The organism is Pantoea sp. JKS000250, from assembly GCF_003201065.1.
Lineage (GTDB): Bacteria > Pseudomonadota > Gammaproteobacteria > Enterobacterales > Enterobacteriaceae > Pantoea > Pantoea vagans.
This window is the reverse complement of record NZ_QICZ01000001.1, coordinates 3,204,906-3,217,235: the sequence shown is the minus strand read 5'-3', so window position 1 is coordinate 3,217,235 and position 12,330 is coordinate 3,204,906. Positions and strand designations below refer to the sequence as shown.

General features: G+C 56.8%; 14 protein-coding genes. 6 read left to right on the top strand and 8 right to left on the bottom strand.

Going from position 1 to position 12,330, the window contains the following annotated elements:
- The first annotated feature begins 11 nt into the window (after nt 1–11).
- The 4 genes from xseB (at nt 12) to BY447_RS15130 (ending at nt 4,094) form a co-directional block, all read left to right on the top strand.
- Nucleotides 12–254 carry an exodeoxyribonuclease VII small subunit gene (gene xseB / locus BY447_RS15145; protein ID WP_013356982.1) on the top strand — a complete coding sequence of 81 codons (243 nt, stop codon included), beginning with the start codon at nt 12–14 and terminating at the stop codon, nt 252–254.
- Nucleotides 254–1,153: a (2E,6E)-farnesyl diphosphate synthase gene (gene ispA, locus BY447_RS15140; protein WP_110331452.1), complete on the top strand. Its 900-nt coding sequence runs from the start codon at nt 254–256 to the stop codon at nt 1,151–1,153. The genes xseB and ispA overlap by 1 nt, the downstream gene beginning before the upstream one ends.
- A gap of 19 nt (nt 1,154–1,172) precedes the next feature.
- On the top strand, nt 1,173–3,038 hold the full coding sequence (gene dxs / locus BY447_RS15135) for a 1-deoxy-D-xylulose-5-phosphate synthase (RefSeq protein WP_013356980.1): 1,866 nt from the start codon (nt 1,173–1,175) through the stop codon (nt 3,036–3,038).
- A gap of 81 nt (nt 3,039–3,119) precedes the next feature.
- A complete protein-coding gene (locus tag BY447_RS15130) occupies nt 3,120–4,094 on the top strand; it encodes an aldo/keto reductase (protein ID WP_033782158.1) in 975 nt (324 codons plus the stop codon).
- Between the two features lie 60 nt (nt 4,095–4,154).
- Here the strand turns inward: BY447_RS15130 and pgpA are convergent, their stop codons facing one another.
- From pgpA to nrdR, 6 genes are all read right to left on the bottom strand, one after another.
- Entirely contained in the window at nt 4,155–4,694 is a 540-nt protein-coding gene (pgpA, locus tag BY447_RS15125; protein ID WP_110331451.1) for a phosphatidylglycerophosphatase A, read from the bottom strand.
- Nucleotides 4,639–5,616: a thiamine-phosphate kinase gene (gene thiL / locus BY447_RS15120; RefSeq protein ID WP_033731746.1), complete on the bottom strand. Its 978-nt coding sequence runs from the start codon at nt 5,614–5,616 to the stop codon at nt 4,639–4,641. Before thiL ends, pgpA begins: the two co-directional genes overlap by 56 nt.
- Before the next feature lie 55 nt (nt 5,617–5,671).
- On the bottom strand, nt 5,672–6,091 hold the full coding sequence (gene nusB, locus BY447_RS15115) for a transcription antitermination factor NusB (RefSeq protein ID WP_013356976.1): 420 nt from the start codon (nt 6,089–6,091) through the stop codon (nt 5,672–5,674).
- 19 nt (nt 6,092–6,110) lie between these two features.
- Nucleotides 6,111–6,581, bottom strand: a complete 471-nt coding sequence (gene ribE / locus BY447_RS15110; RefSeq protein ID WP_013356975.1) for a 6,7-dimethyl-8-ribityllumazine synthase — start codon at nt 6,579–6,581, stop codon at nt 6,111–6,113.
- 90 nt (nt 6,582–6,671) lie between these two features.
- Entirely contained in the window at nt 6,672–7,772 is a 1,101-nt protein-coding gene (ribD, locus tag BY447_RS15105) for a bifunctional diaminohydroxyphosphoribosylaminopyrimidine deaminase/5-amino-6-(5-phosphoribosylamino)uracil reductase RibD (RefSeq protein ID WP_013356974.1), read from the bottom strand.
- 3 nt (nt 7,773–7,775) lie between these two features.
- Complete coding sequence (gene nrdR / locus BY447_RS15100) at nt 7,776–8,225, bottom strand: transcriptional regulator NrdR (protein WP_009091750.1); 450 nt, start codon at nt 8,223–8,225, stop codon at nt 7,776–7,778.
- A 186-nt stretch (nt 8,226–8,411) separates the two neighbouring features.
- On the opposite strand from nrdR, the gene lysM reads away from it, so the two are divergent.
- Both lysM and BY447_RS15090 read left to right on the top strand, forming a co-directional pair.
- Entirely contained in the window at nt 8,412–8,849 is a 438-nt protein-coding gene (gene lysM, locus BY447_RS15095) for a peptidoglycan-binding protein LysM (RefSeq protein ID WP_033782154.1), read from the top strand.
- 16 nt (nt 8,850–8,865) lie between these two features.
- Nucleotides 8,866–9,444, top strand: a complete 579-nt coding sequence (locus BY447_RS15090) for a DUF3251 domain-containing protein (RefSeq protein ID WP_107319378.1) — start codon at nt 8,866–8,868, stop codon at nt 9,442–9,444.
- A gap of 59 nt (nt 9,445–9,503) precedes the next feature.
- Here the strand turns inward: BY447_RS15090 and secF are convergent, their stop codons facing one another.
- Together secF and secD are read right to left on the bottom strand one after the other, a co-directional pair.
- A complete protein-coding gene (gene secF, locus BY447_RS15085) occupies nt 9,504–10,472 on the bottom strand; it encodes a protein translocase subunit SecF (protein ID WP_013356971.1) in 969 nt (322 codons plus the stop codon).
- Nucleotides 10,473–10,482: 10 nt separating this feature from the next.
- Nucleotides 10,483–12,330, bottom strand: a complete 1,848-nt coding sequence (gene secD, locus BY447_RS15080) for a protein translocase subunit SecD (protein ID WP_013356970.1) — start codon at nt 12,328–12,330, stop codon at nt 10,483–10,485.

Here is a 12,330-nt window from a genome sequence, read left to right as displayed (position 1 = left end):
CGACACGAAATATGCCGAAAAAAGCCGAACAGCCAGCCAGCTTTGAAACGTCATTGCAGCAGCTGGAGCAGATTGTCAGCCGTCTGGAAAGTGGTGAACTGCCGCTGGAAGAAGCCCTGAACGAATTTGAGCGCGGCGTGCAGCTGGCGCGGAATGGCCAGCAGACGCTGCAACAGGCTGAACAGCGGGTCCGCATTCTGCTGAACGATGATAAAGATGCCGACCTCACTGCTTTCACGCCGGAAAATGACTAATGGATTTTGCCCGCTTACTCGACGTTTATCAGCAGCAGGTGAACGCCGCGCTGACGCGTTTTATAGAGCCACTTCCTTTTCAGAGTTCTCCTCTGGTGAATGCCATGCATTATGGGGCATTATTAGGCGGTAAACGTCTGCGTCCTTTTCTGGTCTACGCGACCGGCGAAATGCTCCACGCCAATCCGGCGAGTCTGGATGCTCCTGCCGCCGCAGTTGAATGCATTCATGCGTACTCTCTGATTCATGACGATCTCCCTGCGATGGACGATGATGCACTGCGTCGCGGGCAGCCAACCTGTCATATTAAATATGGCGAAGATACCGCGATTCTGGCGGGCGACGCCCTGCAGACGCTGGCCTTTTCCATTCTGGCCGATGAAGCAATGCCCGGTGTCAGCGCCGAATATCGATTGATGATGCTCTCCGAACTGGCAAAAGCCAGTGGCGTAGCCGGGATGTGTGGCGGGCAGGCACTGGATTTAGCGGCGGAAGGCAAATCCATCGATCTCGATCAGCTGGAACAGATCCATCGCCACAAAACCGGCGCCCTGATCCGCTCAGCGGTTCGGTTAGGCGCATTAACGGCAGGCGATGCGGGTCGCGAAGCGCTGCCGCTGCTCGACCGCTATGCAGAGGCGATTGGTCTCGCGTTTCAGGTGCAGGACGACATTCTGGATGTGATCGGCGACACAGCGGTGATCGGAAAACGTCAGGGTGCCGATCAGGATCTGGGGAAAAGCACCTATCCTTCACTGTTAGGCCTTGAAAGTGCCCGTGCCAAAGCGCGGGATTTGTATCAGGAAGCTCTTGATGCTTTAGAATTGCTCGCTGCGCACTCTTATAACACTACAGCACTGCAGGCGCTGGCGAGCTTCATAATTGAACGCGACAAATAACTTCCATAATGAGTCTCTGATGAGTTTTGATATTGCTAAATACCCGACACTGGCGCTGGCAGACACGGTTCAGGCGCTGCGCGCCCTGCCAAAAGAGAAGTTGCCTGCGCTGTGTGATGAACTGCGTCAGTACCTGTTAGACAGTGTGAGCCGCTCCAGCGGCCATTTTGCATCGGGTCTGGGCGTGGTTGAACTGACGGTCGCGCTGCATTATGTCTATAACACCCCGTTTGACCATCTGGTCTGGGATGTGGGTCATCAGGCTTATCCGCATAAAATTCTGACAGGTCGCCGCGATCGCATCGGCACTATCCGTCAGAAAAACGGTGTCCACCCGTTTCCGTGGCGCGGTGAAAGTGAATATGACGTCCTGAGCGTCGGTCACTCATCGACCTCTATCAGTGCCGGTCTCGGCATGGCAGCGGCGGCAGAACGTGAAGGTCAGGGCCGTCGCACCGCCTGTATTATTGGCGATGGTGCGATTACCGCAGGTATGGCGTTTGAAGCGATGAACCATGCCGGTGATATCAAGCCGGACATGCTGGTCATCCTCAATGATAACGAGATGTCGATTTCCGAAAACGTCGGCGCGCTGAATAATCGCCTGGCGCAGATCCTGTCGGGGAAAACCTACGCACGACTGCGCGAAGGCAGTAAACGCGTGCTGACAAATCTGCCGCCAATCAAAGAGCTGGTCAAACGCACCGAAGAGCATCTCAAAGGCATGGTCGTGCCGGGCACGCTATTTGAAGAGCTGGGCTTTAACTATATTGGCCCGGTTGACGGTCACGATGTGCTGACGCTGGTCAATACGCTGAGCAACATGCGCAGCCTGAAAGGCCCGCAGTTCCTGCATATCATGACGAAGAAAGGTAAAGGCTACGCCCCGGCAGAGGAAGATCCGATTGCCTGGCACGCCGTTCCTAAATTTGACCCGGCGATTGGCGAACTGCCGAAAAGCGCAGAGGGTCTGCCGAGCTACTCTAAAATCTTCGGCAACTGGCTGTGCGAAATGGCCGCCGACGATCCGAAGCTGATGGCGATTACCCCGGCGATGCGTGAAGGCTCCGGCATGGTGGCTTTCTCTCGCGAATTCCCGAAACAATATTTTGACGTGGCAATCGCCGAGCAGCATGCGGTGACCTTCGCGGCCGGTATGGCGATTGGCGGCTATAAACCGATTGTGGCCATCTATTCCACCTTCCTGCAACGCGCCTACGATCAGCTGATCCATGACGTTGCCATCCAGAAACTGCCGGTCCTGTTTGCTATCGATCGCGGTGGCATTGTTGGCGCGGATGGTCAGACTCACCAGGGCGCGTTTGATCTCGCCTATCTGCGCTGCGTGCCGGATATGGTGATCATGACGCCGAGCGATGAAAATGAGTGTCGGCAGATGCTCTATACCGGCTATCACCATCAGGCTGGCCCGAGTGCGGTGCGCTATCCGCGCGGCACGGGCGTCGGCACGCCGCTGGCCCCACTACAGAGCCTGCCGCTGGGTAAAGCAGTCGTGAAACGTCAGGGTGAAAAGCTGGCGATTCTGAACTTCGGTACCCTGCTGCCGGAAGCCGCCGCCACGGCAGAAGCGCTGAACGCGACCCTGGTCGATATGCGCTTTGTGAAGCCGCTGGATGAAGCGCTGATCGCCGAGCTCGCTAACACCCACGACTCGCTGATAACGCTGGAAGAAGGCGCCATCAAAGGCGGTGCGGGCAGTGGCGTAAATGAGTTTGTGATGGCGAAACGCCTGGGCATTCCGGTACTGAACATCGGCCTGCCCGATGAGTTCATCCCGCAGGGCACGCAGGATGAAGTGCGTCATGACTATCTGCTGGACGCGGAGGGCATTCAGCAACAGATCGCCCGCTGGCTGGCGCAGTAACCTCTCCTCTCTGCGCTCCCCCCTGGGGAGCGCAACATCCTGCTATGCTGTAACCTTTGCACTTTCGCAGGAGCCTCCACCATGAAAACGATTCAACTGGGTACTACCGATCTGCAGGTGTCGCGTCTCTGTCTTGGCTGTATGACCTATGGCGAGCCAACGCGCGGTAATCATGCCTGGACGCTGCCGGAAGCAAGCAGCCGTCCGCTGATCCAGCAGGCGCTGAACGCGGGCATCAACTTCTTTGATACCGCCAACAGCTACTCCGATGGCAGCAGTGAAGAGATCCTGGGCCGGGCGCTGAAGGATTTTGCCCGCCGCGAAGAGATCGTGGTCGCCACTAAAGTCTATTTTCCACTGACCAATCTCTCACAGGGACTGTCGCGCAAAAATATCCTGCAATCCATTGATGACAGCCTTCAGCGTCTCGGCATGGAGTATGTCGACCTGCTGCAGATTCACCGCTGGGACTACGAGACACCGCTGGAAGAGACGCTGGAAGCGCTGCATGACGTAGTGCAGTCCGGCAAAGCCCGCTATATCGGCGCCTCATCCATGCACGCCAGTCAGTTTGCGCAGGCGTTGCAGCTGCAGTCAGATCAGGGCTGGCATCGCTTTGTCAGCATGCAGGATCAGTACAACCTGATTCAGCGTGAAGAGGAGCGGGAAATGCATCCGCTCTGCCTGAAAGAGCAGATCGCCGTGCTGCCATGGAGTCCCCTGGCGCGCGGTAAGCTGACCCGCCCGTGGGGTGAGAACACTGCACGTTCCGCCTCCGATCAGGTGATGGCAAAGCTCTATGACAACACCGAAGAGAACGATGCCGTGATTGCAGAGCGGCTGGCACAGGTGGCGGAAAGTAAAGGTGTGACGCGGGCGCAGGTGGCGCTGGCCTGGCTGCTGAGCAAGCCTGCCGTTACGGCACCGATTATTGGTGCATCGCGCGCTGAGCAGTTTGAGGATCTGGTGAAGGCGGTGGATGTCACCCTGAGTGACGACGAGATTACCCTGCTGGAAGAGGTCTATCAGCCGCATCAGGCGGTGGGATTCGAATAAATCAGAATGTGACGCCCTGGCCGGGCGTCACCTCTTATTCAGGCGTTCAGCCTCGGCTGATTAACCCTCTAGCCAGACCCCAAAGCCATAAAGCATGGCCGCAGAAATCACGCCAGCAATGATGTCATCCACCATAATGCCCATGCCGCCATGCACATTGCGGTCAAACCAGCGAATCGGCCATGGTTTCCACATATCAAGAATACGGAACAGCACAAAGCCGCCCAGCACCCATTGCCAGCTGTTGACCGGGATCGCCATCAGCGTAATCCACATGCCGATAAATTCATCCCAGACAATACTGCCGTGATCGTGTACGCCCATATCTTTGGCGGTGCGATGGCAGAGATAGACACCGACGCAGATACCCACCAGCACAACCAGCGAATAGAGATCCTGCGGTAGAAAGGTCATCAGCCACCAGAATGGGATGGCCGCCAGCGATCCCATGGTACCAGGCACGACCGGGCTTAATCCGCTGCCGAAACCGGTGGCCAGCAGATGCCAGGGATTGCTCATCCGCAGGCGTCTCTTCGCCACGTCGTTATTTAGTATCAAAGTGATCAAACCCTTTATGATGGAATGTGGCAGGTTTGCCATTATCCAGCAGCGTTAAGCCTTCTGATTCCGGTGCTATCTGTCCGATGCAGGTATAAGGCACGCCCAGATGCCCCAGCGCCACATCAAGCGCGCCGCGATTCACTTCAGGCACGGTGAAGCAGAGTTCGTAATCTTCTCCGCCACTCAGCGCCCAGCGCAATACCTGCTCAGGGTCAAAATGGTCGCGCAGCGCCGGCGACAGCGGCAACGCATCCAGGTTAAGCCGTGCACCACAGCCGCTGGCTTTCAGCACGTGGCCGAGGTCGGAAATCAGGCCATCAGAAAGGTCCACCGCTGAAGAGGCCAGCGAACGCAGTGCCTGGCCCTGCAGAATGCGCGGCATCGGACGCAGATGCCGTTTAATCAGCGCCTCATGCACCGCCGGATCGCTGATGCGGCAGTGATGCTGCAATAGCGCCAGACCCGCTGCGCTGTCACCCAGCGTGCCGGTCACGTAGATCCAGTCGCCCGGCTTCGCTCCGGAGCGTTTCAGGGCGCGGCCCTGCGGCACCAGACCGTGAATCGCCAACGTCAGGCTCAGCGGGCCACGGGTCGTGTCACCGCCCACCAGTTGCATGTCGTAATATTCCAGCAGTTCAAACAGGCTTTCGCTAAAGGCAGAGAGCCAGCTCTCATCGACCTGCGGCAGCGTTAAGGCCAGCGTCAGCCACGCGGGGTCGGCGCCCATGGCAGCGAGGTCGCTAAGATTAACAGCCAGGGCTTTGTAACCCAGATCGGCAGGATGAATATCCCGTAAGAAGTGCACACCCGCGACCAGGGTATCGGTGCTGATCGCCAGCGTCTGTTTTTCCGGCACGCTAAGTAACGCACAATCGTCACCGATGCCGAGTTCGACATCACGGCGGCTGCGTGTTCTGCGGTTGAAGTAGCGTGCGATGAGTTCAAATTCACCACAAGACATAATTACGTTCCGCTTAACTCTTCATGAAAAAAGGCCGGCAAGCCGGCCTTTTTGTTTATTTGCGATTGGGTCGAATTTGTGGACCGGCTTTATCCAGCACGCCGTTAACAAATTTATGACTGTCTTCGGCACCGAAGACTTTCGCCAGCTCAATCCCTTCGTTGATGGCCACTTTATAGGGCACATCATCACGCTTGCTCAACTCATACAGCGAGATGCGCAGGATAGCTTTTTCTACCTGGCCCAGCTCTTCGAGCTGACGCGACAGATAGGGCTTCATCAGTCCATCCAGATACGCACTGTTGGTCGCCACACCGGACAGCAGTTCGCGGAAGTAAGTAATGTCGACGTCTTTGACGTCCTGTTCCGCCAGAAACTGGTATTCCACATCGGCAATGTCGTTATTCGACAACTGCCAGGAGTAAAGCGCCTGAACAGCGCACTCACGGGCGCGACGACGAGCAGCAGGTTTCACAAAATTCCCCTTACAAAAATCAGGCTTTAATGGCTTTCAATACGTTGATCATTTCGAGCGCAGTCAGCGCCGCTTCAGCACCTTTGTTACCCGCTTTGGTGCCGGCACGCTCAATGGCCTGCTCGATGCTTTCAGTGGTCAGCACGCCGAACGCGACAGGAATGTCGCTGTTCATGGCAACGCTGGCGATACCAGAGCTGGCTTCACCCGCCACATATTCGAAGTGCGCAGTGCCACCACGAATAACGGTGCCGAGTGCGATAATCGCATCATGTTTGCCGGAGTTCGCCAGCGCACGTGCTGCCAGCGGCAGTTCGTAAGCACCCGGCACCCAGACAACGGTGATATTTTCATCTTTGACCTGGCCGATACGTTTCAGGGCATCAACTGCGCCATCCAGCAGGCTGTCATTAATGAAGTTGTTAAAACGCGCGATGACGATGGCAACATTGGCCTCAGGCGTTGCAACAGCAGCTTCGATAACTTTCATACTTATCCTTTCAGGGGTTTGGTTGGCCCCGCGCAGGGGGGCGGATTCTATCATACTCTTAGGCGGCGTGCTCTCGCTTTTCCGGGCATGCTATTGCGGTGTCAGGGTCAGACGTAAATCGTCACCGACCTGCCGGACATCGCTGAAACGGAACGCAGGTGCGTCAGCCAGCTGGCTGAGCCCCGGCAGCTGACACAGGCCGCGTCCTTCATGACCTAACAGCTTAGGTGCCAGATAAACGATCAGTTCATCCACCAGCCCGGCCTGTAACAGGGCACCGGCGAGCGTCGCACCCGCTTCAACCCAGACGCTGTTAATCTGTCGCTGTCCCAGCAGCATCATCATCGCCACCAGATCCAGCTGCTGTTCGCGCAGCGGCACGGCGATTTGCGTGACGTCAGCGGGCCAGAGCTGCTGATCCGGCTGATGGCGCATCAGCCAGGTTTCGCCCGGCTGTGAGATGAGCCGATGCTGCGGCGTCACGCGATTCTGGCTGTCGATAATCACACGTACCGGCTGACGCAGTTGCTGCTCATCAACCAGAGCCTGGCTGTCGGTATTGAGTTCAGACCAGCGCACGGTCAGAGAGGGATCGTCCGCCAGCACCGTAGCGCTACTGCTGAGAATGGCGGCGCTTTGCGCCCGCAGACGCTGCACATCACGGCGGGCAGCCTCAGAGGTGATCCACTGGCTCTCGCCACTGGCCATGGCCGTGCGGCCATCCAGTGACGCGCCCAGCTTGAGCTGAATCCAGGGAAAGCCGGTGCGCATGCGCTTGAGGAAGCCGCGATTGAGTGCTTCGGCTTCCGGCATCATCAGACCATGGCTGACGTCGATGCCCGCCTGATGCAGACGGTGCAGTCCGCGCCCCGCGACCTGCGGATTCGGGTCCTGCATGGCGGCGACGACACGGATCACACCTGCGGCGATCAGCGCATCACAGCAGGGCGGCGTGCGGCCATGATGGCTGCACGGCTCCAGCGTGACATAGGCCGTTGCGCCACGCGCTTTCTCGCCAGCCATGCGCAGAGCGTGGACTTCGGCATGGGGTTCACCAGCACGCTGATGCCAGCCCTCACCTACGACTTCACCATCGCGCACAATCACACAGCCGACATTCGGGTTCGGCATGGTCGTAAAACGGCCGCGTCGCGCCAGTTCCAGCGCACGCGCCATGTAGCGTTCGTCCATACTCTAATCCTGTAACCGGGCGATCTCTTCGCCAAAATCGCGAATATCTTCAAAGCTGCGGTAAACCGAGGCGAAGCGAATATAGGCGACTTTATCGAGCTTTTTCAGCTCATCCATCACCAGATTGCCAATCAGCTTACTGGGGATCTCACGTTCGCCGGTGGCGCGCAGCTGCGTTTTAATATGGTTTACGGCGCTTTCTACCGCGTCGGCGCTGACCGGACGCTTCTCAAGCGCTTTCATCATCCCGCTGGCCATTTTGTCTTCATTGAAAGGCTCGCGCACATCATTGCTTTTCACCACGCGGGGCATCACCAGTTCCGCCACCTCAAAGGTGGTGAAGCGTTCATGACACATCAGACACTGGCGGCGGCGTCGCACCGAGGAGCCTTCACTAACCAGACGAGAATCAATCACTTTGGTGTCCACAGCGGAGCAGAATGGGCAATGCATGACGTTTCCTGACGCGAGAGTGATGGGCCATACAGTGTAGCGCGAACTGCGAATCAACAAAATCTCTTCCGTGTCTTTCGCGGGCTTCTCATCGCAGGATAAACGATGCTAAATTTCGTCTGCGGCAAAAGGGACTACGCTTTAAGAGCTGTAATTAAAATTTTCCACTAACACATTGGAGGTTGTATGGGTCTGTTTAACTTTGTGAAAGAAGCCGGTGAAAAACTCTGGGACGCCGTAAACGGCGGTGACGATCAGAATAAAAAGCTGCAGGATCACATCAACAAGCTCGGCTTGCCAGACAGCGACAAGGTGGACGTAAAGGTCAATGGCGATACCGTGACCGTGACCGGCGATGGCCTTTCTCAGGAGCTGAAAGAGAAGATTCTGATCGCGGCAGGTAACGTGGCAGGCATCACAAAAGTGGAAGACAAGGTCACCGTGACAGACAGCGCGGCCGAGTCAGAGCTTTACACCGTGAAGAAAGGCGACACGCTGAGCGCTATTTCTAAACAGGTTTACGGTAACGCTAACGAATATAACAAGATTTTCGAAGCGAATAAGCCAATGCTCACCCATCCTGATAAGATCTATCCTGGCCAGGTTTTACGTATTCCAAAATAACGGACAAGGATAACTTATGAGCAGGATGGTTTGGGTTCCGGTGGCGTTCTCACTGGTGGCGCTGAGCGGCTGCAGTAGCAGTGCAGGTAACCCGCAGGTCAGAGAGCTGCATCAGGAAGTGAGTCAGCTCAATCAGCAGATGCAGCATCTGACCACGCAGGCCAGCGCGCTGGAGATTCAGGGACAGCTTAACAGCCAGTTGCAGCAGGGTGCCTGGCTGGTGCCACAGGCGAACACGCCAGTGGCGCTGCAGACTCAGCTCGGCACGTTGCGACTGACGCTGTCCCCTGTCACTGCGGAAGCCAGCGGTTCGCGGGCAACCCTGACCGTACGCTCAATGGACGATCGGCCTTTGCCCGCCCTGCACGCGACGGTGATCTGGGGTGAACTCGACCCGGCGACCGGTAAACCGCTGAGCAGTGACAGTCTGACGCAGACGGTCGCGCTGCCTGCCTCGCTGCTGCCGCAGCATTCGGCGAGCATTCCGCTTCGACTCAGCGGCCTGACACCGGAGCAACTGGGTTATGTCCGCGTGCATAACGTGACCGCTGACGCACCGCCCCCGACCTCCCCTGCGGCACCCGCTAATCCTTAGCCGTGGTGCAAAAAAAACGGGCAGCCAAAAGGCTGCCCGTTTTTATTTCTGACGCGCGATTAAGGCAGGATAGAAGGCTGATCGGCGCCCTCTTTCTCGACTTTCTGCACCATCATATGTTCACGCTTCATACCCAGCTTCAGCGCCAGCGCTGAAGAGACATAAATGGATGAAATCGTACCAATCGTCACACCAATCAGCATGGTCAGTGAGAAGCCTTTCAGCAGCGCACCACCAAATATGAACAGGATGAGGATCATCGCCAGCGTCGTCAGCGAGGTAATCAGGGTACGGCTTAACGTCTGGGTCAGTGACACGTTGGTAATATCGTAAGAGCTGCCGCGACGGATCTTGCGGAAGTTTTCACGAATACGGTCAGAGACCACAATTTTATCGTTAAGCGAGTAGCCAATCACCGACATCAGCGAGGCAACAATCGTCAGGTCGATTTCAATGCGGAACAGCGCCAGCAGGCCGCAGGTGATGATCACGTCATGCGCCAGCGCCAGCACAGTGCCCAGCGCCAGACGCCACTCAAAGCGAAAGCCGATATAGATCAGAATCGCAATCAGTGCCGACAGCAGCGCCATCGCACCCGCCTGCGCCAGGTCGCTGCCCACACTCGGCCCCACGAACTCAATGCGCTTAACGGTCGCGTTTTGCTGCGTAGTCTGGTTGATCACCGACACCACTTTATTGCCTAACTCGGTACCTGCCGGGCCGGTAACCGGTGCCATACGCACCATCACGTCACGGCTGCTGCCAAAGTTCTGCACCAGCGGCTCGTCAAAGCCCGCTTTCACCAGTTCGCTACGCAGCGTGTCGAGGTCGGCCGGTTTCTCCAGCGCGATCTCAATCACCGTACCACCGGTGAAATCGAGGCCCCAGTTAAAACCACGCACGCCCACGATCGCAATCGCGGCCACAATCAGCAGTCCCGAAATGATGAAGGCCAGCTTATCCCAGCGCATAAAGTCGACGACTTTACGCCCGTGGTTCAACTGCTCAATGTTATATTCCTGTGCCACAACGCACTCCTCAGATAGACAGCTTGTTGATGCGTTTGCCACCGTAAACCAGGTTAACAATGGCACGGGTACCGATAATCGCGGTGAACATTGAGGTCGCGATACCAATTGCAGTGGTAATCGCAAAGCCTTTGATCGAACCGGTGCCGACCGCGTAAAGAATGATAACTTTGATCAGGGTGGTCACGTTCGCATCGACAATACTGGAGAAGGCGCCTTTGTAGCCCTCATGAATTGCCTGCTGAACCGAGCGCCCGTTTCGCAGCTCTTCTTTAATACGTTCGTTAATCAGTACGTTGGCATCGACTGCCACCGCCAGCGTTAACACGATACCGGCAATACCCGGCATGGTCAGGGTCGCGCCCGGCAGCAGGGACATGATGCCGACAATCAGCACCAGGTTCACCAGCAGTGCACTCGTCGCAATCAGACCAAACTTCTTATAGAACACCACCATAAACAGGATCGAGGCAAGCAGACCCCACAGGCAGGCTTCCAGACCCTGAGTAATGTTCTGCTGACCCATGGTCGGCCCGATAGTACGCTCTTCCACAATCTGGATTGGCGCAATCAACGCACCGGCACGCAGCAGCAGCGACAGCTGACGCGCTTCGTTCGGGTTGTTGATACCGGTGATGCGGAAGCTGTTCCCCAGGCGAGACTGGATATTGGCGACGTTAATCACCTCTTCCTGCTTCACCAGAATGGAACGGCCATTGGCATCTTTCTTACCGCTGTCCTTGTACTCCACAAACAGGGTCGCCATCGGCTTGCCGATATTGTCCTTGGTGAAGTTGGACATGATGTTACCGCCTGCGCCATCCAGTGAAATGTTCACCTGTGGCTGGTTGTACTCATCCATGCTGGAGGTTGAGTCGGTGATATGGTCACCGGTCAGGATCACCCGCTTGTAAAGCACGACCGGCTGGCCATCACGCATGTCTTTAACTTCAGAGTCACCCGGTACACGGCCACTGGCCGCCGCAGTCGGATCCACGCTGGTGTTCACCAGACGGAATTCCAGCGTCGCGGTGGCACCCAGAATCTCTTTGGCGCGCGCCGTATCCTGAATACCCGGCAGCTCAACCACGATACGATCGGAACCCTGACGCTGAACCAGCGGTTCAGCTACGCCCAGCTGGTTTACACGGTTACGCAGAATCGTAATGTTCTGCTGAACCGCATATTCACGCGCTTCGCTGAGACGGGCATCGCTCATGGTGGCACGCAGTGCATCGCTGCCGCTGCTGTTGATCACCAGATCCTGATGACGCGAGCTCAGCCAGGAGATCGCCGCGTCGCGGCTGGCAGCGTCACGGAAACGAATTTCCACGCCGTAGTTCGCGATTTTATTGACGTTGGTGTAGGGGATATTTTTGGTGCGCAGGTCGCTACGCAGCGTGTCAGCATTCTGCTCCTGCAGCTTGCTGAGCGCGGTGTCCATGTCCACTTCCATCAGGAAGTGCACACCACCACGCAGATCGAGACCGAGTTTCATCGGCTCTGCTGACAGCATCGTCAGCCAGCGCGGCGTGGCAGGCGCAAGGTTCAGCGCGACAACGTAGTTTTCACCCAGCGCTTTCATGATCGCTTCACGGGCGCGTAACTGCACATCCGTATTAGCGAAACGCGCGGTAATCGCACCATTTTCCAGCGCAACAGATTTGCTCTGGATATTGTCTTGTTTTAATGCGGACTGAATTTGATCCAACGTCTGCTCACTGGCGGCGCTTCCGCGCGCACCAGTGATTTGAACGGCCGGATCCTCACCATACAGGTTGGGAAGCGCATAGAGCAGGCCGACGAGAATCACGACGACCAGCATTACGTACTTCCACAAAGGATAACGATTTAACAC

Coding starts and splice junctions, on each gene's coding strand:
- BY447_RS15090 (WP_107319378.1), top strand. CDS start 8,866: ATGAGCAGGATGGTTTGGGTTCCGGTGGCGTTCTCACTGGTGGCGCTG.
- thiL (WP_033731746.1), bottom strand. CDS start 5,616: ATGTCTTGTGGTGAATTTGAACTCATCGCACGCTACTTCAACCGCAGA.
- ribD (WP_013356974.1), bottom strand. CDS start 7,772: ATGGACGAACGCTACATGGCGCGTGCGCTGGAACTGGCGCGACGCGGC.
- ribE (WP_013356975.1), bottom strand. CDS start 6,581: ATGAAAGTTATCGAAGCTGCTGTTGCAACGCCTGAGGCCAATGTTGCC.
- dxs (WP_013356980.1), top strand. CDS start 1,173: ATGAGTTTTGATATTGCTAAATACCCGACACTGGCGCTGGCAGACACG.
- BY447_RS15130 (WP_033782158.1), top strand. CDS start 3,120: ATGAAAACGATTCAACTGGGTACTACCGATCTGCAGGTGTCGCGTCTC.
- lysM (WP_033782154.1), top strand. CDS start 8,412: ATGGGTCTGTTTAACTTTGTGAAAGAAGCCGGTGAAAAACTCTGGGAC.
- pgpA (WP_110331451.1), bottom strand. CDS start 4,694: ATGGCAAACCTGCCACATTCCATCATAAAGGGTTTGATCACTTTGATA.
- xseB (WP_013356982.1), top strand. CDS start 12: ATGCCGAAAAAAGCCGAACAGCCAGCCAGCTTTGAAACGTCATTGCAG.
- nrdR (WP_009091750.1), bottom strand. CDS start 8,225: ATGCATTGCCCATTCTGCTCCGCTGTGGACACCAAAGTGATTGATTCT.
- ispA (WP_110331452.1), top strand. CDS start 254: ATGGATTTTGCCCGCTTACTCGACGTTTATCAGCAGCAGGTGAACGCC.